21 protein-coding genes are annotated in these 23,745 nt (G+C 67.8%); 10 read left to right on the top strand and 11 right to left on the bottom strand.

The features are described from left to right. The 4 genes from pabB to AC1DBX_RS08860 all read right to left on the bottom strand — a co-directional run bounded on the left by pabB (position 1) and on the right by AC1DBX_RS08860 (position 3,780). Positions 1-2,067, bottom strand: coding sequence for an aminodeoxychorismate synthase component I (gene pabB, locus AC1DBX_RS08845; protein ID WP_476931560.1), 2,067 nt, complete (start codon positions 2,065-2,067; stop codon positions 1-3). Beyond that, on the bottom strand, positions 2,064-2,636 hold the full coding sequence (locus AC1DBX_RS08850) for a low molecular weight protein-tyrosine-phosphatase (protein ID WP_476850760.1): 573 nt from the start codon (positions 2,634-2,636) through the stop codon (positions 2,064-2,066). The genes pabB and AC1DBX_RS08850 overlap by 4 nt, the downstream gene beginning before the upstream one ends. A 75-nt stretch (positions 2,637-2,711) precedes the next feature. After that, entirely contained in the window at positions 2,712-3,251 is a 540-nt protein-coding gene (locus tag AC1DBX_RS08855; protein ID WP_476860342.1) for an NUDIX hydrolase, read from the bottom strand. Positions 3,252-3,300: 49 nt separating this feature from the next. Further along, positions 3,301-3,780 carry a MarR family winged helix-turn-helix transcriptional regulator gene (locus AC1DBX_RS08860; RefSeq protein ID WP_230008326.1) on the bottom strand — a complete coding sequence of 160 codons (480 nt, stop codon included), beginning with the start codon at positions 3,778-3,780 and terminating at the stop codon, positions 3,301-3,303. 124 nt (positions 3,781-3,904) lie between these two features. Between AC1DBX_RS08860 and AC1DBX_RS08865 the strand changes: the two genes are divergently transcribed. The 6 genes from AC1DBX_RS08865 (at position 3,905) to AC1DBX_RS08890 (ending at position 10,600) form a co-directional block, all read left to right on the top strand. Further along, positions 3,905-4,840, top strand: coding sequence for an SDR family NAD(P)-dependent oxidoreductase (locus tag AC1DBX_RS08865; protein ID WP_476931561.1), 936 nt, complete (start codon positions 3,905-3,907; stop codon positions 4,838-4,840). Position 4,841: 1 nt separating this feature from the next. After that, positions 4,842-5,735 carry an amidohydrolase family protein gene (locus tag AC1DBX_RS08870; protein ID WP_476931562.1) on the top strand — a complete coding sequence of 298 codons (894 nt, stop codon included), beginning with the start codon at positions 4,842-4,844 and terminating at the stop codon, positions 5,733-5,735. 7 nt (positions 5,736-5,742) lie between these two features. Beyond that, the gene (locus tag AC1DBX_RS08875) at positions 5,743-6,987 is read left to right on the top strand and encodes an acyl-CoA dehydrogenase family protein (RefSeq protein WP_476931563.1); all 1,245 of its coding nucleotides are present in this window, start codon (positions 5,743-5,745) and stop codon (positions 6,985-6,987) included. Positions 6,988-7,056: 69 nt separating this feature from the next. Then, a complete protein-coding gene (locus AC1DBX_RS08880; protein WP_018774069.1) occupies positions 7,057-7,512 on the top strand; it encodes a MaoC family dehydratase in 456 nt (151 codons plus the stop codon). A gap of 46 nt (positions 7,513-7,558) precedes the next feature. Beyond that, on the top strand, positions 7,559-8,938 hold the full coding sequence (locus AC1DBX_RS08885; RefSeq protein WP_476850754.1) for an MFS transporter: 1,380 nt from the start codon (positions 7,559-7,561) through the stop codon (positions 8,936-8,938). A gap of 42 nt (positions 8,939-8,980) precedes the next feature. After that, entirely contained in the window at positions 8,981-10,600 is a 1,620-nt protein-coding gene (locus AC1DBX_RS08890; RefSeq protein ID WP_476931564.1) for an acyl-CoA synthetase, read from the top strand. A 64-nt stretch (positions 10,601-10,664) separates the two neighbouring features. Here the strand turns inward: AC1DBX_RS08890 and AC1DBX_RS08895 are convergent, their stop codons facing one another. The 6 genes from AC1DBX_RS08895 to AC1DBX_RS08920 all read right to left on the bottom strand — a co-directional run bounded on the left by AC1DBX_RS08895 (position 10,665) and on the right by AC1DBX_RS08920 (position 16,591). Further along, positions 10,665-11,288 carry a LysE family transporter gene (locus AC1DBX_RS08895; RefSeq protein WP_230008202.1) on the bottom strand — a complete coding sequence of 208 codons (624 nt, stop codon included), beginning with the start codon at positions 11,286-11,288 and terminating at the stop codon, positions 10,665-10,667. A gap of 49 nt (positions 11,289-11,337) precedes the next feature. Beyond that, entirely contained in the window at positions 11,338-11,889 is a 552-nt protein-coding gene (locus AC1DBX_RS08900; RefSeq protein WP_476850751.1) for a dihydrofolate reductase family protein, read from the bottom strand. A gap of 173 nt (positions 11,890-12,062) precedes the next feature. Continuing rightward, positions 12,063-12,515, bottom strand: a complete 453-nt coding sequence (locus AC1DBX_RS08905) for a hypothetical protein (protein ID WP_476931565.1) — start codon at positions 12,513-12,515, stop codon at positions 12,063-12,065. A gap of 129 nt (positions 12,516-12,644) precedes the next feature. Next, a complete protein-coding gene (locus AC1DBX_RS08910; protein ID WP_476931566.1) occupies positions 12,645-13,460 on the bottom strand; it encodes a methyltransferase domain-containing protein in 816 nt (271 codons plus the stop codon). A 308-nt stretch (positions 13,461-13,768) separates the two neighbouring features. Next, positions 13,769-15,385, bottom strand: a complete 1,617-nt coding sequence (locus AC1DBX_RS08915) for a hypothetical protein (RefSeq protein ID WP_476931567.1) — start codon at positions 15,383-15,385, stop codon at positions 13,769-13,771. A 645-nt stretch (positions 15,386-16,030) separates the two neighbouring features. Beyond that, the gene (locus tag AC1DBX_RS08920) at positions 16,031-16,591 is read right to left on the bottom strand and encodes a MarR family winged helix-turn-helix transcriptional regulator (protein ID WP_476857031.1); all 561 of its coding nucleotides are present in this window, start codon (positions 16,589-16,591) and stop codon (positions 16,031-16,033) included. A 229-nt stretch (positions 16,592-16,820) separates the two neighbouring features. Between AC1DBX_RS08920 and AC1DBX_RS08925 the strand changes: the two genes are divergently transcribed. After that, complete coding sequence (locus AC1DBX_RS08925) at positions 16,821-19,055, top strand: MMPL family transporter (protein WP_476931568.1); 2,235 nt, start codon at positions 16,821-16,823, stop codon at positions 19,053-19,055. Between the two features lie 25 nt (positions 19,056-19,080). On the opposite strand, the gene AC1DBX_RS08930 is transcribed toward AC1DBX_RS08925, so the two are convergent. After that, positions 19,081-20,043: an NAD-dependent epimerase/dehydratase family protein gene (locus AC1DBX_RS08930; protein WP_476857029.1), complete on the bottom strand. Its 963-nt coding sequence runs from the start codon at positions 20,041-20,043 to the stop codon at positions 19,081-19,083. Between the two features lie 124 nt (positions 20,044-20,167). Between AC1DBX_RS08930 and AC1DBX_RS08935 the strand changes: the two genes are divergently transcribed. From AC1DBX_RS08935 to dnaK, 3 genes are all read left to right on the top strand, one after another. Further along, positions 20,168-20,974 carry a TetR/AcrR family transcriptional regulator gene (locus AC1DBX_RS08935; protein WP_476931569.1) on the top strand — a complete coding sequence of 269 codons (807 nt, stop codon included), beginning with the start codon at positions 20,168-20,170 and terminating at the stop codon, positions 20,972-20,974. Positions 20,975-21,065: 91 nt separating this feature from the next. Then, positions 21,066-21,521: a hypothetical protein gene (locus tag AC1DBX_RS08940; RefSeq protein WP_476931570.1), complete on the top strand. Its 456-nt coding sequence runs from the start codon at positions 21,066-21,068 to the stop codon at positions 21,519-21,521. A 360-nt stretch (positions 21,522-21,881) separates the two neighbouring features. Next, entirely contained in the window at positions 21,882-23,744 is a 1,863-nt protein-coding gene (gene dnaK, locus AC1DBX_RS08945; protein WP_476931571.1) for a molecular chaperone DnaK, read from the top strand. The last annotated feature ends 1 nt before the right edge of the window (position 23,745 follow it).

Consider the following 23,745-nt stretch of genomic DNA (forward strand, 5'->3'; position numbering starts at 1 on the left):
TCAGCCCGTGGGAAACCCGGCGCCGAGCGTCGAGAGGACGCCGAACGCTTTGGTCCGGATTTCGTCGTACTCCTCCTGCGGGGTCGAGTCGGCGGTGACAGCGCCGCCGACGCCGAGACTCAGTTCCGCGGCACCCTCGCCGAGGGCGCTGACCACGAGGGCCCGGATTGCCACGGCGAGGTCGGCGGCCCCGTTCAGGGAGAAGTAGCCGATCGCCCCGGAGTACACGCCGCGCGGCGCGGCCTCCAGCCGGTCCAGGATGGCCATGGTGCTGACCTTCGGCGCGCCGGTCATCGAACCCGCGGGGAAACAGGCCGCAACCGCCTCGGCCCGCGGCATCCCGGGCCGCAGCCGGGCATCGATGGTGCTCACCATCTGGTGCACGGTGGCGTAGCTCTCGATCGCACACAGCCGGCTGACGGCCACCGAACCCGGGACGGCGAAATGGCTCAAGTCGTTGCGCAACAGGTCCACGATCATGATGTTTTCCGCCCGGTCCTTGGCCGAAGACTCCAGCTCCTGGCGCAGGGCGGCATCCGTGCCTGGATCTGTGTCCCGGCGGCGCGTGCCCTTGATCGGCTCGGCCCGCATCCTGCCGTCCGCGGCAATCTGCAGGAACCGCTCCGGCGACGTGCTCGCAACGGCGAGCCCGCCGAACCGCAGGAAGCTGGCGAACGGGGCCGGGTTCCGGCGCCGCAGGTCCAGGTAGGCCGGCCACGGATCCACGCCGTGAGGCCCCGCGGGCGAGGCAGCCGTGAGCACCGTGGTCAGGCAGACCTCGTAGGTGTTTCCTTCCGCGATCTCACGCTGGGCCTCGGTGACCTTCGCCTTGTAGCCGGCTTCCGTGTCCCGGGCGGCGAAGCGCGGGGCGGTGGTTTGCGGGGCGCTGACACGCTGGGCCGGGGAGGCATGAGCGGCCGCTTGCGCCGACGCGGCCGCGGTGACGGCCGTGCGTGCCGTCTGAAGCCAGTCCCCGGCGTCGGGTGCGTCCAGGGTCAGCAGCCAGGCAGTGCCCTCGGCATGGTCAAGGACCACGGCACGGCCGGCGAAGATCAGGCAGGCGTCCGGGGTGGCGGCGGTGACGTCGTTCCCGCCGGTTTCGCGCTTGAGCTCGTAGCCGAGGTACCCGAGCCAGCCCAGGGTGAACTCGCACGGGTAGGCCTCGGGTGCGCGGAGCGCGCGGCGGCCCCACGCGCCGTCGAGCCAGCGGAAGAACGGGCCATCGGTGGTCACGGTGGCCTGGCCCGTGCTGACGCGGGTCCGTCCGGAACTGTGCCGGACGGCCTGGCCGAAGCGGCCGCCGTCGTCGGCCAAAATGCTGAAGCGGCTCCGCTCCGCTGCCTCCGGGGCCAGCCCTGCCGGGTCCAGGGAGGAGTCGAGCCACACGGCGTTGGGTGAACCGCCAAAGAGCGCCGCAAACAGCTGCCCGGCCTCGGGCCGGGCCTCGATCCGTTCTGCCAGCAACTGCAGCCCGCGCCGGGCGGCGAGTTCGGGCAGCAGGGCAGGGGCGACGGCGGGAAGGTACTGAAGGGCCTGCAGGACGTCGTCCGGGGCGGTGCCGTCCGCCAGGTTGAGCACGTGCAGATCCGCGCGGGACGGGACGTCATCGGCCGCCAGCCACTCCGCTTCCTGCGCAGCCCACTGGTCCCAAAACGGTTCGTAGGTGTCGCCGTCCCGGGCCAGCGCCCGGGCCCGGCGGTCCGCGTCGGAGGAGTCCGCCCAGATCACGGCGTCCAGCAAGGGCACTGCGGCCGCCGCGGCGGCACCGACGCCCTCCACCAGGACGATTTCGGCCGGGCGTGTGGTGCGGGCCTCGCCGTCGTAGTGCCGTGCCCAGTCCCAGCTGACCCATTCCGCGTTCTCCCCGCGCCGCAAGGGCGAAAGCACGGTGGTAACGTAGCGCTCGATCCCCGCCGCCAGCCCGTTCCAGCCGGGATAGATGTCCTCGAGGTGGAAGAGCGAGACCTTGTGGTGTTCCCTCAACCGCGCCGCCAGTTCGATGGCCAGGGTGGTCTTGCCGGAGCCGGAGCGCCCGTCGATTGCGATGATGACGGGTGCGGGGCTCATGAAATAGAGCGTACCGGCTGCTGTGCATTGGCTTGATCACTGCCGTGATGTTGCCCGTCCTGCCGCCCAAGCTCGGTGCGTACGTGCTGCACAATCCCCGGAAGGGAGGCCCGGATGAGGTTCCAGGTGGTGTCGAAGTCGGTGTGGCCGCCGTACCACGGGTCCTCGATGCCCTGCTCCAGCGGGTCCTCGTCGGCCACGGCGGGGTCGAAGCTGCGGAGCATGCGGATCTTGGCCAGCGAGACCCGGTCCGGTGCTGCCTGCCGGAGCCAGCCGTAGTGGTCGACGTCGAGGGCCAGGATCAGATCCCGGCTCGCGAACCATTCGGGCCGCCATTCGCGCGCCACGTGGCGGTCCGAAGCGATGTTCTGCGCCGTGAGTTTGCGCGCTGCCCGGGGATCGATGGGCCGGCCGGCCTCATACGCGGTGGTGCCGGCGGAATCGACCACGGCCCCCGTGAGGCGCTCGGCCCGGAATGCCTCAGCCAGCATAAGTTCCGCCATCGGGGACCGGCAGATGTTTCCGGTGCAGACCGCGATGATCCGGTACTGGCTCGACATTGAGGTCATAGCTAAGCATGAACGATCCCGGGCCTCTTGGCTAGCTGGCCCCCGCGAAGTATTACAAAAAATGTCAACTGACTTTTAGTTTTTGTCATGCCCGGGCCCGGGTGCGGCCGGCTCCAGCCCGAGGTGCCGGACCAGCGCGTCGAGGACCGGCAGCTGGCCCTTGACCAGCCTGGACCGGGCTGCGGGCTCGGCGGTCCATTCCGCGCGGTCGATCTCGGGGAAGCTGCCGATCGTGCCGGATCCCCTCGGCCACTCCAGCTCGAAGGTGTTGCTCACGATGCGTTCGGGCCGGAAGTCCGCTTCCGCCGTGAAGACCGTGATGATCTTGCCGGAGGGCTGGCGGAAGTCGCCAAGCCGGTGGTAGTCGGCGGCGGGTGCCGGTGTGCCGATTTCCTCCGTGAACTCGCGGTGCGCGGCCGCCAGGGGGTCCTCGTCGGCGAGGTATTCCCCCTTGGGGATGGACCAGCCGCGGGAGTCCTTGCGGGCCCAGAACGGTCCGCCCATGTGGGCTATCCAGAGCTCAAGCTGCGGTGTGCTGCCGGATGGCGGCGCCCCGCCGGGCGGTGATGCACCCCTTAGCCGGTACAGCAGAAGGCCGGCGCTGCGAACGGTCATGGCTCCCTCCTGCCCCAAGGGTATTCCCGCGGCGTTTGAGCGGCCGCGATCAGGCTGCCGGTCCCCACAGCGCCTTGCGGAGCAACCCCTTGAGGGTTGCGATCTCCGGGGCGCTGAGGCCGGCCAGGGCGGCGGATTCCGCGTCACGCGCCGCGGCCTCGGCCCGCCGGAAGAGGGCTTCCCCCTCCGGGGTCGAGGAAACAATCTTGGCGCGCCGGTCCAGCTTCCCGGGCGCCCGGATCACCAGCCCGCGCTTCTCCAGCTCGTCGATCAGGGCGACAATCTGGCTCGGGTCCAGGCTGAGGAACTCGGCCATCTCCCGCTGGGTTGGTTCCAGCCCGCTGTTGGCCAGGGCCAGCACCGAATAGGAGCGCTCCTTGAGATCGAACGCGGCCAGGGCGCGGTTGTTCAGGACCGACCCGCCGGCATGCAGCTTGGCCAGCAGGAAACCCGCGTCCAGGCTGATGGTTGCCGCCGTGAGCTTCTCCGCAGGCTCGGTGCCCGGCTCGTCGTCAACTTCGGTCGCCATGCCCAACTCCAATAGTCCAAAAAATAAATCGTTGACTTTTTCAACTATCCATATTTTCATGGATACAGAACAGCATCCCATGCCGCGGGGCCGGATGCACAAGGCAGCTAGCAAAGGAGCGGCAATGAGCCTGTCAGGAAAAGTAGCAATCGTCACCGGAAGCGGACGGGGCCTCGGCCTGGCCTACGCCCGGGAACTGGCCCGCCAGGGCGCCGCCGTCGTCGTCAACGATGTGGACGCCGAGGTCGCCGCCGACGCTGTCCGGACGATTCAGTCCGACGGCGGCCGCGCAGCCGCCGTCGTCGCCCCGGTGGGCAGCTCCGACGTCGCCAAGAAGCTCGTGCAGGCGGCCGTCACGGAGTTCGGCCGGCTGGACATCCTGGTCACCAACGCCGGCATCCTGCGGGACAAGAGCCTGCTGAAGATGACGGACGAGGACTTCGACGCCGTGATCAACGTCCACCTGCGCGGCACCTTCACCTGCGCCCGGGAGGCCTTCGGCTACTTCAAGGAGCACGGCATTCCCGGCCGCATCATCACCATCGGCTCCCCGACGGGCCAGCGCGGCAACTTCGGCCAGACCAACTACGCCGCCGCGAAGGCCGGAATCGTGGGCATGGTGCGCACCTGGGCGCTGGAAATGAAGAAAGCCGGCGTCACCGCCAACGCCGTCATTCCCGTGGCCGCCACCGCCATGACCAAGACCGTCCCGTACTTCCAGAAGGCCGTCGAGGCCGACGAGCGCGGCGAGACGATGCCGGCCTTCTTCCGCCACGACCTCGGGTTTGGCACGGCCGGCGACGTCGCCGGGCTGGTGGCCTTCCTGGCCTCCGACGCGGCCGCCGGCGTCACCGGCCAGGCAATCGGGGCGGGCGGTGACCGGCTGCAACTCTGGACCCACCCCGACGCCGCCGCCACCGAATACCGCGAGGGCGGCTGGGGCTACCAGGATCTCGTGGAGAACTTCGGTGCGCTCTTCGGGGACAAGCTGCAAAGCGTCGGCGAGGACTTCCTGCCGCTGCCGGCGGAACTGCAGCCCGAACCGGCCGAGGTCCGCTGAGATGGCTGCCCAGCGCTACGAACCCGGCATCGACGCCGCCTCACTCGATGCGATCGACATGCACGTCCACCTCGAAGTGGACGGCCACGGCCACGAGTCCCTTCCGGCGGCCCTGACCGAGGCCTCCGCCAAGTACTTCAAGGCCGAGGACCGCAGCCCTTCGCTGGACCGGATCGCCGAGGTCTACCGCGAACTGAACATGGCCGCCGTCGTCTTCACCGTCGACGCCCGGACCCAGCTCAAGCACGAGCCCAACAGCATCCCGGACCTCATTGCCGGGGCGGCGCGGAACAACGACGTCCTGATCCCCTTCGGGAGCGTGGACCCCCGCACCGGCGCCGAGGCGATCCAGGGCGCCAAGCACCAGGCAATCGACCTCGGCGCGCGCGGGTTCAAGTTCCACCCGAGCCTGCAGGGCTTCGACCCCTCCAACGAGCAGTTCTACCCGCTCTGGGAAACCCTGCAGGAACTGCGCCTGCCGGCCATCTTCCACACGGGACAGAACGGCATGGGGGCCGGGCTCCCGGGCGGGTACGGCATCAAACTGGCCTACTCCAACCCGCTCCTGCTCGACGCCGTGGCCGCGGACTTCCCGGACCTGCAAATCATCATGGCCCACCCCTCGGTGCCGTGGCAGGACGAGGCCAACTCGATCGCCACGCACAAGGCCAACGTGTTCATCGACCTCTCCGGCTGGTCCCCGAAGTACTTCCCGGAGTCCCTGGTCCGGATGGCCAACTCGGTCCTGCAGGACAAGGTCCTGTTCGGCACCGACTTCCCGCTCATCACCCCGCAGAAATGGCTGGGCGCCTTCGCGGACCTGCCGCTGAAGGACGAGGTCCGGCCCAAGATCCTCAAGCACAACGCCGTCCGCCTGCTCGGGCTCGGTGGCTGAGGTGTCCGTGGAAACCGCGCCCCAGACAACAGCCCAGGAGCGCCTCTACGGCGTCTGCGACTACTACGACGCCGAATCCCTCCTCACCGACGCGGAGCGGAAAGTGCTGGGGCGGCTGCGGGAGTTCCTGGACACCCAGGCCCGGCCGCTCCTGGCCGACTACTGGGAGCGCGGCGAGTTCCCGGACCAGCTCGCGCGGCCGCTGATCGATCTGGACCTCATGGAACCGGCGGAACTGACCGGCGCCCCGGGTGCGGGTCAGACGCCGGCCCGGGGCATCTACCAGGGCTTCCGGATCTTCGAACTCGCCCGCACGGACGCCTCGCTGGCCACCTGGTACACGGCCCAGGCCGGGCTGTTCCGGACCGCCATCCGGGTCGGGGCCTCCGCGGAACAGCAGGCCGAATGGATGCCCAGGGTCATCGACTTCTCGCTCAAGGGCGTCTTCTCGCTGACCGAGCCGGAATCCGGCTCCGACATCGCCGGCGGACTCGCGACGACGGCCCGCAGGGAAAAGGGGCGTGAGGCCGGCCCGGACGGCGACACCTGGGTCCTGGACGGCGCCAAGCGCTGGATCGGCGGCGCGGCAACGGCCGACGTCCTTGCCGTCTTCGCCCGCGACGTCGCCGACGGCCAGGTCAAGGCTTTCCTCGTGGACCGCGAGGCGCCCGGCGTGACCCTGGAGAAGATCCACGGCAAGACCGCGCTGCGGATGATGCAGAACGCCCACATCACCCTCAACGGCGTCCGCGTCCCCGAGGCCAGGCGGCTCCACAACGTGAACTCGTTCCGGGACGTGGCGGCGATGCTGCGGGCCATGCGCTCGGACGTCGCGTGGATCGCCGCCGGCATCGCGGCAGGAGCTCTCGAAGCCGCGCTGCGCTACGTCTCCGGGCGCCGGCAGTTCGGCCGCCCGCTCGCGTCCTTCCAGCTCGTCCAGGAAAAGCTCGCCCGGATGCTCGGCAACGTCACCTCGGCGCTGTCCCTGGTGGTCCGGCTGACCGAACAGCAGGAGAAGGGCATCTACCGGGACCAGGACTCGGCCCTGGCCAAGATGCAGACCTCCCTGCTGATGCGCGAGACCGTGGCGCTGGCCCGCGAAGTGGTTGGCGGCAACGGCATCACGCTCGCGGCCGACGTCGCACGGTTCCATGCCGATGCCGAGGCCGTCTACTCCTACGAGGGGACCCACGAGATCAATGCCCTGATCGTCGGCCGGGCCCTCACCGGCCACAGCGCCTTCACCCACTGACGCTCTTTACCCGCTGACGGTGTTCCGCCGTCGTCGTACAACCAAACCCAACCGCTCCAGGAGCCAAAGATGCCCAACCTCGTCGTCGACTTCGACAAACTCCTCACCCTCGCCGGCACCGACCTCGGCGTCACCGACTACCGCGAAATCACCCAGGAACAGATCAACAAGTTCGCCGACGCCACGGGCGACGACCAGTGGATCCACGTGGACCCGGAACGCGCCAAGGACGGCCCGTTCGGCGCCCCGATCGCCCACGGCTTCCTCACCCTCTCGCTCATCATCCCGTTCTGGGGCGAGCTGTTCGACGTCGACGGCGTCACCACCAAGGTCAACTACGGCCTCGATAAGGTCCGCTTCACCTCCCCCGTCAAGGTGGGTTCGCGCATCCGCATGCGGGCCACCATCGCGGAAGTCACCGAGGTCAAGGGCGGCGCCCAGATCAAGGTGGCCAACACGATCGAGATCGAAGGCCAGGAACGCCCGGCCGTCGTGGCCGAGTTCCTCGCCCGCTTCTACAAGTAAACCGCCACACCCCTTCACCATCCCCCCTCTGCCATAAGGAACAACGATGTCCCAAATTTCGCAGTTGCAGGCCATGGACGCGGGTACGCGTCGCCGTGAAGCACGGACCGTCATCGCCTCCAGCTATCTCGGCAGCACCATCGAGTACTACGACTTCCTGCTCTATGCCACGGCCGCCGCGGTGGTCTTTCCCAAGGTGTTCTTCTCCGGCGCGGACGAATGGGTGGGGGTGGTGGCCGCGTACGGGACGTTCGCCGCCGGCTACGTGGCACGGCCCCTCGGCGGCATCATCTTCGGCCACTTCGGCGACCGGCTGGGACGCAAGAACATGCTGATTGTCTCGATGCTGGTCATGGGCATCGCCTCCACCCTGATCGGACTGGTGCCCGGGGCCGCGGTGGCCGGAGCCTGGGGTGCCGTGATGCTCGTCATCCTTCGGGTCTGCCAGGGCATTGCCGTCGGAGGGGAGTGGGGCGGCGCCGCCCTCATGGCGCTGGAGCATTCGGAATCGGGCAAGCGCGGCTTCGCGGCTTCGTTCGTCAACGCCGGCGCCCCCACCGGCGCGGTGCTGGGCACCCTGGTGATGGGCGCGTTCGCGGCCCTGCCCAACGAGCAGTTCCTGGCCTGGGGCTGGCGCGTGCCCTTCCTGCTGTCCTTCGTCCTGCTGGGCATCGGCATGTTCGTCCGGCTCAAGGTCTCCGAAAGCCCCATCTTCAAGGCGGCACTGGAACAAGAGAAAGCCGAACGGGAACAGGCCGAACGGGACAACACCCAGCGGACGGTGCCGGGCAGCGCGCCGGTGCGCCGCGAGATTCCCCTCCTGCAGGTCCTGCGCCGGCCCAAGACCCTGATCTTCACCATGCTGGCCGGCGCGGCCGGGTTTGCGCTCCAGGTGGTGCTGGCCACGTTCTCCGTGACCTACGCCGTGTCCAAGGGTGCGGACCGGCAGGGCGTTCTCTACGCCTTCGCGGCCGCCTCCTTCGTGTCCATCGCCTTCGTGATCATGGGCGGCCGGCTCTCCGACAAGCTGGGACGGCGGCCCGTCATGATCGGCGGCCTGGTGCTCTTCATCCTTTACCTCACGCCGATGTTCCAGCTCCTGTCCTCCAACAACATCGGGCTGATCTTCGTGGCCTTCGCCGTTGGCCTCATGATCCATTCCACCCTGTTCGGCCCGCTCGCGGCGTTCGTGTCCGAGCAGTTCGGAACCACATCGCGCTACACCGGCGCCTCGCTGGGCTACCAGCTCGCCACGCTCCTCGGCGCGGGATTCACGCCGGGCATCGTGGCGCAGATCTTCAAGGATTCCGGACAGGACACCGCCGCCGTGGTCTGGTACCTGGCCATCATGTCCGTCGTGTCGATCGTCTTCATCCTGCTGACGCGAGAGCCCAAGAACAACGATCTGCAGACTGTCCGGTCCTAACCAGGCCCGCTGGCGCTACCGTCTAACTAGAAAGGATTTTCCGTGGAGAATTTTGGCATCGGCTCGTGGCTGCAACGGCGCCGCCCGAAGTCGGGCACCAAGACCGCAATCATCGCCGGGGAACGCAGTCTCAGCTACAGCGAGCTCGCGGGACGCTCCACCCGGCTCGCCAACGCCCTCCGGGACCGCGGCGTAATCAAAGGCGACAGAGTGGCCTACCTGGGCGAAAACGATCCCTCCTTCCTGGAGACCCTCTTCGCCGCCGGCCTGGCAGGTGCCGTCTTCGTCCCGCTGAACACCCGGCTCGCCCCGCCCGAGATCCAGTTCCAGCTCCGGGACAGCGGCGCTGTCGTGCTGGTCCACTCGGAGGCGCTCGCGGTGCTCGCCGAACGCGGCTCGGCGGAGACCGCCGTGGGTTCGCGGATCGTCGTCGACGAGTCAACAGCGCCAGCCGAAACAGTCCCCGATCCAACGCTGCCCGATCCAACGCTGCCCGACGGCGGGGCCGACGGCGGCGCTGGCCGGGGAACCGCCGTGGAGGCGTATGAGGCCGTCATTGCGTCCGGTGCGGCGCTGGCGCCGGACGAGCCCGTGGGCCTGGACGACGCCGCCATGATCCTCTACACCTCCGGAACCACCGGAAACCCCAAAGGCGCGCTCCTGACCCACGGCAACATCACGTGGAACTGCATCAACGTGCTGGTCGATTTCGACTTTGCCTCCACCGACGTGGCTCTCATGATCTCCCCGATGTTCCACGTCGCCTCCCTGGACATGGGCGTCCTGCCCACGCTCCTCAAAGGCGGCACCGTGATATTGGAGGCCAAGTTCGATCCCCGCCGGACACTCGAGCTGATCCAGCAGCACCGCGCAACCACCATCAGCGGGGTGCCCACGACCTACCAGATGCTCTGCGAGCACCCGGACTGGGACGCCACGGACCTCAGCTCGCTGAACAAACTGACATGCGGCGGGTCCGCGGTGCCGATGCGGGTCCTGGAAGCCTACGAGCGGAGGGGGCTGCGCTTCTCCAACGGCTACGGCATGACCGAGACGGCCCCGGGCGCCACCACGCTGCCGGCGGCGAGGTCCCGGGACAAGGCCGGGTCCTCCGGACTGCCGCATTTCTTCACCGATGTCCGGGTGGCCGATCCCCTCGACCCGGCGTCCGGGCCCGCTGCGCCCGGAATGGTGGGGGAGATCCAGATCAAGGGTCCCAACGTCATCCACCAGTACTGGAACCGGCCCGAGGCCTCGTCGGACTCCTACACAGGGGACGGCTGGTTCAAGTCCGGCGACATGGGCTACAAGGACCCGGACGGTTTCGTGTTCATCTCCGACCGGCTCAAGGACATGATCATCTCCGGCGGGGAGAACATCTATCCCGCCGAGGTGGAGCAGGCGATCGCCGAGCTCGACGCCGTCGGAAGCGTCGCGGTGATCGGGGTGCCGGACGAGAAATGGGGCGAAGTGCCGCGGGCCGTGGTGCTGTTGCGGGAGGGCGCCCGGCTCACGGAAGAGCAGCTGCGCTCCCACCTGGAGGGCCGGCTGGCGAGGTACAAGATCCCCAAATCCGTCGTCTTCGTGGACGAGATGCCCCGGACAGCGAGCGGCAAGATCCGGAAAGCGGACCTTCGGAAGCTGGCGCCCGGCCACGTCTGACAGGGGAGCCCGGTCCCGGACGGTGAGCCGGCCGCCGGTGCCGGGACGCCGGCGGCCGCGGTGCCTAGTGGATTGCGGCCAGCAGGACGCCGACGCCGACGAAGAGCCCGCCGAACGTCCGGTTCAGGACCTTTTGTCCGCGGGCGTCGCGGGTGAAGCGCTGGAAGGACCGGGCCGCAGCCGCGAAGAAGAACCACATGACCGCCACGTCGATCACGATCACGGTAGCGGCCAGGACCACGTACTGCGGCAGCAGCGGCTGCTCCGGCCGGATGAACTGCGGCATGAAGGCCAGGAAGAAGACCACGGCTTTGGGGTTGAGCAGATTGACCCAGAGGCCACGGCGGAACATGGACAGGCCCGGCTCGTTGCGCAGGGCCGCGGCCTTCTCCTGGTCCAGGTCCGGCTTGTGCAGGAACTGCCGGATGCCCAGGTAGACCAGGTAGGCGGCGCCGGCGTAGCGGATCACGTTGAAGGCAACCGGTGAGCTCGCCACGAGCACCCCGACGCCGAGGGCCACGATCAGGATGTGCACAACGAGGGCGGCCTGCTGGCCCAGGATGCCCCAAAGGGACCGGCGGAATCCCGAGTTCAGGGAGTTGCTCATGGTGTTGATGGCGCCCGCGCCGGGAGTGAAGCTGATCAGGACGCCGGCGCCGGCCAGGGCCAGCCAAAGGGAGGGTTGCACCAGGTAAGTTTACGGTCCCGGCCGTGGCGGGTCCGATTGATGACGGGAGTCAGTCGCGGCGGAGGCCGTAGCTGAGAATCATGTTGCCTTTGCTGGTCTGCTGGGACGACTGCAGCTCCAGCCGGGTGAGGGCATCGCCGTCGTTGAACAGCCGCCGCCCGCTGCCGGCGATCACGGGATGGACGATCAGCATCAAGGTGTCGAGCAGCCCGGCGAACAGTAACTGGTGGACCAGCGAAATGCTGCTGAAGATCCCGATTTCGCCGCCGTCGCTGTTCTTCAGGGCCGCGACGAAGTCTTCCAGCGGGCCCTCGATCAGGCGTGAATTTTGCCAATCCAGCTCGCCTGTCAGGGTCCTGGACGCGACAAATTTCGGCAGCGGATTGATGAATCCGGCAAAGTCCGCGTCGCTTTCGGCGTTGGGCCAGTATTCTGCCCATTGCTGGTAGCCCACGCGGCCGAGGAGCGCGGTGTCGATCCGGCCCATCATCTCGCCCATCCCGGCGCCGAGCTCTTCGTCGAAGCTGTCGAATTGCCACTTGAACGGGTCTTCAACCACGCCGTCCACAGAGCAGAAAAGGCCGGCCGTCAATTTGCGCATGGGTTTCTCCTTGCCGTGGGTCTCCAGTGCAGATATCTAATGCACCCTATCCGCAGACCCGGAAGCAGGGAATGGCTGCAGACAACTCGACGGCGAACGCCCCGGAGGCCGGCCGTGCCGCCAGCATCGCGGGCCTTGGGCGTGCAAGGAGCGCGCCCAAGACCCGCTAAGGGTTAGCCGTTGGACGTGTAGCCATCCGTGGCGGTGTCCCCGGGGCCGCCATGGCCGCCGCCGGGGCCGCCCTGGCCTTCCTGGGTTGCGGTCACCGTGAAGTTCGCATCCAGCAGGACGGTGGCGCGCGTGCCGTCCGCCTTCGTGATGTGGGCTTCGTAGGTGGCGCCGTCGGCGTCGGTCTCCATCCGCTCGATCGTCGCATCCGGCTGGGCGGCCTTTACCGCCGCCTCGACCTTCGTGGCGGTGTCGCCGGTGAGAACCTCCTCCGTCTTTCCGTTGGCCTGGTGCGGGCCGCGCTGGCCCCCGGTGCCGTAGCCGTCGGTGGCCTGGGCCGAGGACGAGCTGCCGGTGGAATCGGCAGCCATCGCGGGGATGGCCGATGCGCCGATGGCGCCGCCGCCGATCACCGCAGCGAGCATGATGCCCGCGGTGGTCTTGTTGATCTTTGCCATGGTGAAACTCCTTTGCTGGGGCCCGGGCTTCCGGGCCGGCCGAGGATTCGGCCTGTACCCAGCCTCAGGCGCGGAGTTATGGCTGCACTTTCGGCGGGCTGTGCCGGTGCTGTGACCGCTGGCCGCCGCTCACGCCCGGGCGATGACCTCGCCGTTGGGAATCAGAAACCAGCCGTCGTCGGTGGAGCCCCACCGGTGCCAGCCCGCGGAAATCCGGGCCAGGTCCGCCTCGCTGGCCAGGCCGTACTCGAGCGCTTGGTCGGCAAAGGACGAATGCAGCACCCGCTCGCCCCACACCCGGGCCTGCCAGCGCCGCTCATGCCCAGTGGCGTAGAGCCAGTTGCTGCTGGACGGCGCCACATCCGTGAAGCCGGCGGCCTGCGCCCAGGACACGAGCCGGCGGCCGGCGTCGGGCTCGGCGCCATTGCGGCGGGCGATCCGCTGGTAGAGCTCCATCCAGTCGTCGAGTTCGGGGATGGCCGGGTACCAGCTCATGCCGTGGAAGTCGGCGTCGCGCACCGCCACTATCCCGCCTGCCTTGGCCGCCCGCCGCATCTCCCGCAGCGCCGCGACGGGGTCCGTGAGGTGCTGGAGGACCTGATGGGCGTGGACGACGTCGAAGGATTCGTCCGGGAAATCGAGGTCGTAGATGTTGCCGGCGGCAAAGCCGACATTGTCCACGCCGCGCTCGACGGCGAGGGCCGCGGCCTGGGCGATGATGTCGGGGGAGCGGTCCAAGCCTGTGACCCTGGCCGGCGCCACCAGCTCCGCGAAGTCGCAGGTGATGCTGCCCGGGCCACAGCCGACGTCGAGGACGGAGGTCCCGGGCATCAGATGCGGGAGCACGAACGCTGCCGAGTTTTCCGCCGTGCGGGAGGCATGGGCACGGACCACCGACTCGTGGTGGCCGTGCGTGTACACATCGTCAGGCTGCTGCGCACTCATAATGGAACGCTACCCTCCCTCGCCCGGAAAAGGGTGGACCCCCAACTGCCCGCCATTCCCGACAAGTGCCGGGGTAGCGCAGCGATGAGGCAGGCCCCGCCCAGACGGTGGGATTGGATCTGGGCGGCCAAGGCAGGGCATGCACGTGGGGCCAGCCGCCCAGGCGGCGCAAACGCTGCACCACAGATTTCCATTCCGAGGGAAGGCTTACGAGCTGCAAATCGGGCTGGCTCCTACGCCTTGATCTGGACCCGCAGGTATCAGTGGGGCTGACCGTCAATTTAGGCGGCCGGATCCATCTACCGCCGTCAAACGACCGCGGCTGTGGCGGCGGAGGTCTTCGCGGTGGTGGTGTAGCCGGTCTTGGTTCCGGTGACGGTGACGGTGAGGGTTTTGCCGGCGTCGGCTGCAACAGGCTTGTATGTTGTGGCGGTCGCGCCGGTGATGGCGACGCCGTTGGCTTTCCACTGATACGTCAGGGTCACCGGTGACGGTCCCCAAGTCCCCGGGACCGCGGTCAGGGTCGAGCCGACCTTAGCCGTGCCCGTGATGGTCGGTACAGGCGCTATCAGGGAGCCTTTCGCGACTACTGCTGTGGCCGTGGAGGTCTTCGCAGTGGTGGTGTAGCCAGTTTTGGATCCGGTGACGGTGACGGTGAGGGTTTTGCCGGCGTCGGCTGCAACAGGCTTGTATGTTGTGGCGGTCGCGCCGGTGATGGCGACGCCGTTGGCTTTCCACTGATACGTCAGGGTCACCGGTGACGGTCCCCAAGTCCCAGGGGCCGCGGTCAGGGTCGAGCCGACCTTAGCCGTGCCCGTGATGGTCGGTACCGGCGCCGTCAGGGAGCCTGCGGCGACGGCGGCAGTTGCCTTGGAGACCTTGGCAGTGCTGGGGTACCCGGCCTTGCCTCCGGTTACCTTCAGGGTGATGGTCTTGCGGTAGTCGGCGGCAAACAGCGTGTAGGTGTTCTTTGTGGCACCGGTGATGGCGGTTCCGGAGCGGAACCACTGGAAGCCCAGTACATCCGGCGTCGGTGACCAGGTCCCAGTCACCGCTGTCAGGGTCCGGCCCACCTGGGGAGTCCCGGAGATGCCTGGTACAGGAGTTGAGGACCAAATCCAGCCCATGTTGAGGGTGTAGGTCTTGCCCCAGCTTGCCCAGCCGCCGCTGTAGCCATAGATCTTGATGTAGGCGCGGCCAGCAGGGAGGCTGATTTGTTGGCTGGCGAGCCAGGTACCGTCAGCGGCGGAGCCGTCGAGGTCGAAGTTGTAGAGGTTGGTGCCGTTGGCATTGTAAATGCTGACCGTGTAGGTGGGTCCGGTTCCGAGCCCGGCGGGGAACTTGAAGTTCAGGCCGACCCGGCCTGCCTTGGGCAGGTCGATCGCGTAGTAATCGGTGTCATCGATGCCTTCGCTGAGTGCCGAACCGGAAACCGTGGTCCCCAGGGGCACCACTGTCGCGGCCGAGGTGGAGCTGTTGGGTTCGAGTTCGACGGTCCCCGCGGTCAGTGTCGTGTTGAGGGTGTAGGTCTTGCCCCAGCTTGCCCAGCCGCCGCTGTAGCCATAGATCTTGATGTAGGCGCGGCCAGCGGGCAGGAACGTGCCTTGGCTGGCGAGCCAGGTACCGTCAGCGGCGGAGCCGTCGAGGTCGAAGTTGTAGAGGTTGGTGCCGTTGGCATTGTAAATGCTGACCGTGTAGGTGGGTCCGGTTCCGAGCCCGGCGGGGAACTTGAAGTTYAGGCCGACCCGGCCTGCCTTGGGCAGGTCGATCGCGTAGTAATCGGTGTCATCGATGCCTCCGCTGAGTGCCGAACCGGAAACCGTGGTCCCCAGGGGCACCACCGTCGCGGCCGCCATGGTGTTGTTGGGTTCAGTTTCTGCCGTCGCAGCTAGGGAGGGCGCAGCTGTCAGAAGTGAAAGAAGCACCGCCAGGAGTGCTGTGAGTGCAGTGCGTGCCGGACTGAAAATGCGACGCATGGCGCCGATCCCACGTGATGCCAATTTGTCCCCCTGAATTGTGCGTCTGTTGCATTGCACTAGATAAAGTGTGGAGAGCGTCCGCTCAAGATAATGAAGTGCTCGAATTGTCATGCTGAATTTTGCTAAATGACCGGCTTCGTCACATCGAAAGGAAGCTGTCAAGTCGCTTGAGTCGCGGCATGTTGGTTAGGTGGGTGCGGGGAACTCGCTTTGCCGGGGTCGAGCCTCGCTATTCTTGGGGGAAAATGACGTTGTGGCGTGACGTTGGCTGCGTTGCTGTGCCACGTCGCAAGGCTAGGTATCCAACCTGTACATTTTCTTGGCTTCCTCGTCGGAACCCGAGTGCTTTCTCGCACGGTGAAGCGCCTGCGCAGAGTGCGGCGCGGTGGTAAATCCGCCCCCAGCGCGAATTAGATGGCATCGACATCATTCGTCGACGTCACCAATTCAGCATCCTGCCAGTCTCCTGGCCCAGTGCACCCGCAGCTCAGGTGGTGCCGGAAACGGTGCTGGCGGAAGCCGTGCTTGTTACCCAGTCGCAGGCTGCGGCGCACCCGTGACGGCGCGCTTCGGATCAGCCGGGGCCGCGAGTCAGCCGGGGCGCTGCCCCGGCGCTTGCTCCGGCCCGGGGCCGCGGGCCGCTTCCTCACCGGCCCGGACAGTGGCATCGATCATGGAGTTCATGAAGCGGGTGGCGATCTCCAGTTCTTCGGGCGTGAAGTTCGCCATGGCTGCGCCCATGTGGCGGGCCAGCGGCAGGAACATTGCGCCGCCGTCCCGGTAGGCCTTGGGCGTCATGCGCAGCTGCACCTGGCGGCGGTCAGCGCCCTCGCGCTCACGGACCACGTGGCCGGAACTGTGGAGCCGGTCGATCAGTGCGGTGGTGGCCGGGGAGCTGAGGTTCAGCTCTTTCCTCAGCACCCCTGGAGTGACAATCTGGTCCCGCGCCGCGTGCCGCATGATGACGGCGAGGGCGTTGAGGTCCGTGCGGTGCATGTCGTTGCGGCCGCCGGCGGAGTCCACGTAGCGGTTGGCTTCGAGGGTGAATTCCTGCAGGAGCCGGACGAGGGGCGGCGGACCGGCGGCTTCGGGCGGGACTGTGTTCTTGGGCGAGACCGCGTCTTCGGATAGGCCCGGGGATTCGGCTGACACGGCGGACCTCCTTCGTCCCTTGATCCTGCCCCGGTGGTCTGACCGCGGCAGGTCGGCGCTGTCGACGGCGCCTTCGGGAGTCTACTGCAGGGTCTGCGGAGAGGCCTGACGCCGGCTGTCTTTCCATTCTCCTCCGGTGCCCCCGGCAAATGGGTTATCTCTATGATGGAGATAGTCTACTATGGAGTTGATCTCTGCTCCCACTCCGAGGCGCACCCTGGAAGGAAACATGAAAACGACTTCGTCCGCGGCGACCCGTGTCCCGTTCTGGCTGCGCTGGCTGGTCCCCGCAGTGCTCGTCCTGGCCTGGCTGGCGATCGCCGGCGTCGGCGGCCCTACATTCGGCCGCCTGAGCGAGGTGTCATCAAATGACCAGGCATCGTTCCTTCCCGCCGGGGCCGAGGCCACCGAGGCTGCGGACTGGCAGGCAAAGTTCAGGGACTCCAAGGAGATCCCGGCAGTGATCGTGGTTGAGAGCGACTCCGCCTTCACCCCGGCCCAGCTCCGCGAGACCGCGGCCCTCAAGGGCAAGCTAGAGGCCCTGCAGGCCGGGAGCACGGTTATCGGTCCCATCCCTTCCGAGGACGCCAAGGCAGTCCAGTTCGTGGTGCCCATTGCTTCCTCGGCGGAAGTGAAAACAGTCGTCAAGGAACTGCGCAACGAGGTCCGGGCGTCCGCGCCGGCCGGAATGCAGACATTCGTCACCGGACCGGCCGGCCTCACCGCGGACCTTGTGAGTGCCTTTGCCGGCATTGACGGCATCCTGCTGCTCGTGGCCCTGGGCGCCGTGTTCCTGATCCTGCTGATTGTCTACCGTTCCCTGCTGCTGCCCGTCATGGTGCTGTTCACGTCGGTCTTCGCGCTGTGCGCCGCGATCCTGCTGGTGTTTGGCATGGCTAAGGCCGGCTGGATCCAATTGAACGGCCAGAGCCAGGGCATCCTGTCCATCCTGGTGATCGGCGCAGCCACCGACTACGCCCTGCTGTATGTGGCCCGGTTCCGCGAAGCCCTGACCCACACCACCAACCGGACGGCCGCCGCCGTCACCGCATGGAAGGCGGCCTGGGAACCGATCCTGGCCTCCGGCGCCACCGTAATCATCGCGCTGCTCTGCCTGCTGTTCTCCGACCTCAACTCCAACAAGGCCCTCGGCCCGGTGGCGGCGGCGGGCATCCTCTGCGCGCTCTTCGCCGCCCTGACCCTGCTGCCGGCCCTGATGGCACTGCTGGGCCGGGCAGCGTTCTGGCCGTTCCGGCCCAAACTGCTCCCGGAAACCGATCGGGAACCGGAACTGGTCACCGGCCTCGAGGGCCAGAAGGGACTCTGGCGGGCCACCGGTTCGCTCGTATCCCGCCGGCCGCGCACGGTCTGGGTCGCCTCGGTGCTGCTGCTCCTGGTAGCCGCTACCGGCCTCCTGCAGCTTAAAGCCAACGGCGTCGCCCAGACCGACGTCATCCTCACCTCCTCCAATGCCGTCGACGGGCAGGATGCCCTGGGCCGGCACTTCGACGCCGGGTCCGGCAGCCCCGCGGTGATCGTGGCCGACGAGGCAAACGCCCAGGACGTTCTGGCGAAGCTGCAGACCAGCGACGGCGTCGGAGACGCCTATCTGCTGGCCGAAGGCGGCGCCCCGGTCATCACCGGCGCCCCGGGCGCGCCGGCTGCCCCCGCAATCAGGGACGGGAAGGTCCTGATCAACGCGACGCTGAACCACGCCGCGGACTCCGCCGAGGCCGAAAACGCCGTGGTGTCGCTCCGCCAGGACCTGAAGAAGATAGACAGCGGTGTGCTGGTCGGCGGTGTGACGGCCACGGCGCTGGATACCAACACCACTGCCCAGCGCGACCTCGTCACCATCATCCCGGTGGTCCTGGGCGTCATCCTGGTCATCCTCATGCTGCTGCTGCGCTCGGTGCTCGCGCCGGTCCTGCTGGTCGCCTCCGTGGTCCTGTCCTATGCCGCGGCGATGGGCGTCTCCGCCTTCGTGTTCAACAATGTCTTCGGCTTCCCGGGCGCGGACGCGACGGTGCCCCTGTTCGGCTTCGTCTTCCTCGTGGCACTGGGCGTCGACTACAACATCTTCCTGATGAGCCGGGTCCGGGAGGAATCCCTCAAGCACGGCACCCGGGCCGGCATCCTGCGCGGCCTCGTAGTGACAGGCGGGGTCATCACCTCTGCCGGGGTGGTCCTGGCGGCCACCTTCGCGGCCCTCGGCGTCATCCCGATCATGTTCCTGGTCCAGCTCGCCTTCATCGTCGCGTTCGGCGTCCTGCTGGACACGGTGCTGGTCCGCTCCCTGCTGGTGCCCGCGCTGGCCTACGACATCGGCCCGCGGCTTTGGTGGCCCGGCAAGCTCGGCCGGCCCGGGAACGGGGCCGTGGCCCGCGACGGCGCCCGGGCCACGCTGTCCGCCGAAAATCCGAAGGCAGATCCGGCTGAAAACGAGGAGGCCGGGGTCCGCTAGGCGGAACCGAAAACCGCAGCCGCCGTCACTGTCCCTGGTCCCCCCACCAGGCGACGGTGGCGGCGGCTGCCTCGTGCAGCGGGGTCGGTGTCAGCCCCAGCGCGGCCTGGCTCGCCGTGGAATCCATGACGAAGGGGTGCTCGAACTGGTACAGGGTCTCGGCCAGGTCCCGCATATCCGGAGAAAACACTCCCATTGCCCTCACCGCCCACCCGGGAACGCCGGTGACACGCGGTGCCCGGGCGCCGGCCGCCTTGGCGAATGCCCCCGCGATCTCGCGCTGGGTCAGTGCAGGTCCGGTGGGCGCATGCCATACCCGGTTCCACACCTGGGGCCTGCCAGCCGCCGCAATCATGGCGGCCGCGAGGTCCGGGACGTACGTGAAGGAATGCGGCCGGTCCGCCCGCCCGATCACCTGCATTGGCTTGCCGGCAGCGACGGGCCGGACCATGCGCTCGCCGGCGTGCGAGTTGCGGACCCGCGGCCCGAAGAAATCGCCGGCCACCATGCTCACGGTGGCGGTGGGGGAGGCCGCCCGGGCCGCGAGCAGTGCGGTCCGGACTCCGCGCTTGCCGCCCTGCGCCTGCCGGGGGCTGTCCTCGGTCATGATGTTTTCCGGGGTGCTGTAGGAGTACAGGCTTTCCGGGAAGACCACGACGGCGCCCGCCGCGCCCGCCGCGGCGAGCACATTCAGCTCGGCGGCCGGCAGTTCCCTGGCCCACACCTCGGCGTTGTAGCGCGAGCCGTGGATGCAGTGAAAAACGGCCGCGGCGCCCTGGACGGCCTCGCCGAGCCGGGCGGGCTCGGACACGTCGATCGACACTCGTTCCACCAGCGGGTGGGCGGGTCCGCTGCCGGACCTCGTCAGGAGGCGCACCCGGTGGCCCGCCGCTGCCAACTGTTCGGCGACGGTCCAGCCCACCGGGCCGGCCCCTGTGACGACATAGAGCCTGGACGGTTGGTGTCCGGAGGCTGCAGGTTGGGACATTCCGATCTCCTTTTGAAATATCGAGAGCAGTGCTCTCCCATTCAGGATGCGCCGCCGTGGCCGGCAAGTCAAGAGCGGTGCTCACATTTGTTGACAGTGCTCTTGAATGTGGAATGCTGGACTCATGCCAGAGGACAGGATTGCGGGCGCGATAGACGCCGGCGTTGCGGCAGGCCCGGCCGGAGCGGCCGGAGCGGCCCCGGCGGCGGCGCGGCTGCGCACCCCGCGCGAGCGTGCCCGGGCCCAGACGGTGGCCGATATCGTCCGGCTGGGCCGGGAGCATCTGGCGCTGCACGGTGCCGCCGCACTGTCCCTCCGCGCCGTGGCCCGTGATCTCGGGGTCGTCTCTTCGGCGGTCTACCGGTACGTGGAGAGCCGCGAGGAGCTGCTGACCCTTCTGCTGATTGATGCGTACAACGAACTTGGCGATGCGGTGGATGCCGCCGTCGGGGCAGTGCCGGAGGATGACTTCGGCGGGCGCTTCGCGGCGCTGGGCTGCGCGGTGCGGGACTGGGCGCTGCGCGAGCCGTCGCGCTACGCCCTGCTCTTCGGCAGTCCGGTGCCCGGTTACCAGGCCCCGGCGGGGCGGACCACCGGCCCCGGGACGAGGGTGATTACTGCCCTCATGGGAATCCTCGACGGCGCCTTCCGGGCCGGGCGGCTCGCCGCGACCGGCCGGCGGAGTCCTGCCGTGTCCGCCGGGCTGGCGGGGGACCTGGCGAAAATCCGCACCGAGTTCGGCCTGGCGGTGCCGGATGACCTCCTGGCCCGCGGCGCACTGGCCTGGACCTCGCTTTTCGGTGCCGTCAGTTTCGAGGTTTTCGGCCAGTATGGCCCAGACACGTTCACAGCCCGAGAGGAGCTCTTCGGCCACCACCTCGCGGTGCTGGCCGACGTCGCGGGCCTGCCGGCGGCCGGCGCTGCCCGGTAAACCAGGTTCCCCTGTTGCCTTGCCGTGGCGCTCGATAGACTGCCCCTGCGCCCGCACGGGCGCGCCAGATGCGTCCAGGAAGGATCCATCCATGTCTGAAGAGACCAGGCCTGAAGAGAACAGGCCTGCAGAGAACACGCCTGAAGAGAATGTCCCCGGAAAAGCGGCGCCGCGGAACGTCGATGCCGGTCCCGCGGAAGATGAGGCAGAGGCCGCGGCACCTGAGGGGCAATACGTTGAGGGCGACTACGGCTCCGCCGGCACGGCAGGCCAAGTCCCGCCCACCGCCGTCGAGGGGGAGTACGCCGCGGGGGACTACGGCGAGGCCGGCGTGGCCGGAGCCGCCGTCGTCGGCGACGTGGAAGGCGACCATCCCGAGGGCGACTACGGCGAGGGCGGGGTCTCCGGTGAGCCCGCCGGCGTCGCCGAGGAAGGTGAATACCCCGAAGGTGACTACGGGAGCGCCGGTACGTCCCGTCCCGAGCGATCCGCCCGGCCGGCAGCGGGAGAGCCTGCCGACGGCGACGCCGCTCGGGGCGACAACTAACGGGATCAAAGCTGGCGGGACCAGCCGGCGCGGGCGCCGGCTGGTCCCCTGCCCAGGTCTGCGCCCCTGCGCCCAGCGGGCAGGTTCGCGCAGGGCGAAACGCCGCCCGGGACGCGCCGGAAGGGCTGGATTGAGGGGAATTTAGGCGGCGAGGAGCTGCCGCGGGCGAGGCGGGAAAGCAGAGTTGAGTCGACTTCGCTCAACTTTAAATTGACTTATGTCCCCCTCTGGGTAAAGTTGAGTGTAGATCGCTCAATAACGGTCGGACCTATTGCGGTTAGAGCCACAGTCACTGTGGTTGGAGCCACTGCGGGTCCGCGGCCATCTCCGCAAGATTCCAAGGAAGTAAGGAAACAATCCATGTCACGTGCAGTAGGTATTGACCTCGGAACCACTAACTCCGTCGTCTCCGTTCTCGAAGGTGGCGAGCCCACCGTCATTGCCAACGCCGAGGGTGGCCGCACCACGCCGTCGGTTGTTGCCTTCTCCAAGTCCGGCGAGGTCCTGGTCGGCGAGATCGCCAAGCGCCAGGCCGTCAACAACATTGACCGCACCATCGCGTCCGTCAAGCGCCACATGGGCACTGACTGGACCGTCGCCATTGACGACAAGAAGTACACGGCGCAGGAAATTTCCGCCCGTATCCTCATGAAGCTTAAGAACGACGCCGAGTCCTACCTCGGTGAAAAGGTCACGGACGCCGTCGTCACCGTGCCGGCCTACTTCAACGACGCCCAGCGCCAGGCCACCAAGGAGGCCGGAGAAATCGCCGGCCTGAACGTCCTGCGCATCGTCAACGAGCCCACAGCGGCCGCCTTGGCCTACGGCCTGGACAAGGGCAAGGAAGACGAACTCATCCTGGTCTTCGACCTCGGCGGCGGAACCTTCGACGTCTCCCTCCTGGAGGTCGGCAAGGATGAGGACAACTTCTCCACCATCCAGGTCCGCGCCACCGCCGGTGACAACCACCTCGGCGGCGACGACTGGGACCAGCGCGTCGTGGAATACCTGCTGAACCAGCTCAAGGTCAAGGGCATCGACCTCACGAAGGACAAGATTGCCCTGCAGCGTCTCCGTGAAGCCGCGGAGCAGGCCAAGAAGGAACTCTCTTCCTCCTCCAGCACCAACGTTTCCCTCCAGTACCTGTCCGTCACCCCCGACGGCCCGGTCCACCTGGACGAGCAGCTGACCCGCGCCAAGTTCCAGGACCTCACCAAGGACCTGCTGGACCGCACCAAGAAGCCGTTCCAGGATGTCATCAAGGAAGCCGGCATCAAGCTCTCCGAGATCGACCACATCGTGCTCGTCGGCGGCTCCACCCGCATGCCGGCCGTCTACGACCTCGTCAAGGAACTGGCCGGCGGCAAGGAGCCCAACAAGGGCGTCAACCCCGATGAGGTCGTCGCCGTCGGCGCCGCCCTGCAGGCCGGTGTCCTCAAGGGCGAGCGCAAGGACGTGCTCCTGATCGACGTCACCCCGTTGTCCCTTGGCATTGAAACCAAGGGCGGCATCATGACGCACCTGATCGAGCGCAACACCGCCATCCCGACCAAGCGGAGCGAAACCTTCACCACCGCGGATGACAACCAGCCGTCCGTGGCCATCCAGGTCTTCCAGGGCGAGCGTGAGTTCACCCGCGACAACAAGCCGCTGGGCACGTTCGAGCTGACCGGCATCGCGCCGGCCCCCCGCGGCGTTCCGCAGGTCGAGGTCACCTTCGACATCGACGCCAACGGCATCGTGCACGTTTCGGCGAAGGACAAGGGCACCGGCAAGGAACAGTCCATGACCATCACCGGCGGCACCGCGCTGTCCAAGGAAGACATCGACCGCATGGTCCACGACGCCGAAGAGCACGCAGCCGAGGACAAGGCCCGCCGCGAGGCAACCGACACCCGCAACACGGCCGAGCAGCTCGCCTACTCCGTGGACAAGCTGATCGCCGACAACGCCGACAAGCTGCCCGAAGAGGTCAAGACCGAGGTCAAGGCCGACGTCGACGCCCTCAAGAAGGCCCTCGAAGGCACCGATGACGGCGCCGTGAAGACCGCGTTCGAGAAGCTGCAGGCTTCCCAGACCAAGCTCGGCGAAGCCATCTACGCCCAGGCCGGTTCCCCCGACGGCCACGCCGGTGCGCAGAGTGCCCCCGCAGGCGAGCCGGCAGCCGGCTCCGACGAGGACATCGTCGACGCCGAAATCGTTGACGAAGACGAGAAGAAGTAAT

This window comes from Arthrobacter sp. 10N44_2 (assembly GCF_056394385.1).